Genomic DNA, 1,297 nt, shown 5'->3' on the forward strand with positions numbered 1-1,297 from the left:
GACTCCTGGCTGGAGCGCGCCCTGAACGACTACCGGGTGCTCCTGCTCGACCAGCGCGGCACCGGACGGTCCACCCCCGCGACCCGGCAGACCCTCGCCCGGCGCGGTGGTCCGCAGGAGCAGGCGGACTACCTGGCCCACTTCCGCGCGGACTCGATCGTCCGGGACGCCGAGCTGATCCGCGAGCGGCTGCTCGGCGCCGACCGCCGCTGGAGCGTGCTCGGCCAGAGCTTCGGCGGCTTCTGCACCCTCACCTACCTCTCCATCGCCCCCGAGGGCCTGACCGAGGCCTTCATCACCGGTGGCCTCTCCGGCCTCGGCAGCTCGGCCGACGACGTCTACCGCGCCGCCTACCCGCGGGTGGTCGGCAAGAACGAGGGCCACTACGCCCGGTTCCCGCAGGACGTCCAGGCGGTACGCCGGATCGCGGCCCACCTCGCCGACTCCCCCGCGACCCTGCCGGGCGGCGGGCTGCTCACCGTCGAGGCGTTCCAGTCGCTCGGCATGCTGCTCGGCGGCGGCAACGGCTCCGGCACGCTGCACTACCTGCTGGAGGAGGCCTGGGTGGAGGGCGCGGCCGGGCCCGAGCTCTCCGACACCTTCCTGGCCGGCGCCCAGGCCCAGCTCTCCTTCGCGGGCGGCCCGCTCTACGCGGTGCTGCACGAGTCGATCTACGGCCAGCGGTCGGTGGACCAGGGCGGCACCGCCTGGGCGGCCGAGCGGGTCCGCAAGGAGTTCCCGCAGTTCGACGCCCGGGCCGCGCTGGAGTCCGACGCGCCGGTGCTGTTCACCGGGGAGATGATCTACCCCTGGATGTTCGACACCGACCCGGCGCTGCGCCCGCTGAAGGAGACCGCGGACCTGCTCGCCGCCCGCACCGACTGGCCCGACCTGTACGACCGGGTGCGGCTGGCCGCCAACACCGTGCCGGTCGTGGCGGCGGTGTACCACGACGACATGTACGTGGACACCGCCGACTCGCTGGAGACCGCCCGCGCGGTGCGCGGCCTGCGGACCTGGATCACCAACGAGTGGGAGCACGACGGCCTTCGGATGAGCGGCGGCACGGTGCTGGACCGCCTGATCAAGATGGCGCACGGCGAGGCGTAGCGGCCCTCGGGCCGGTGTCGCGCCGCGGAGCGGCTCAGTGCGCACGGTGGCCTCCTCCCGCCGCCCGCCGGACGCCCCGGCAGCGGTGGTGGCCGGTCCGGGCGGCGGCGGGCAGGCAGGCCGCCGCCCGGCCGAGCCGCAGGCCCCGGGCGAACCGCTCCCCGGCCGCCCTGGCGTGCCCGGGCAC

1 protein-coding gene is annotated in these 1,297 nt (G+C 75.4%); it reads left to right on the top strand.

Going from position 1 to position 1,297, the window contains the following annotated elements; all coding sequences use genetic code 11:
• Positions 1 to 1,110: alpha/beta fold hydrolase (locus ACFU6K_RS39200; protein ID WP_380671484.1), on the top strand; the 1,110-nt coding region annotated here is incomplete at its 5' end.
• Between the last annotated feature and the right edge of the window lie 187 nt (positions 1,111 to 1,297).

Source organism: Kitasatospora sp. NPDC057512 (assembly GCF_042802135.1).
Taxonomy (GTDB): domain Bacteria; phylum Actinomycetota; class Actinomycetes; order Streptomycetales; family Streptomycetaceae; genus Kitasatospora.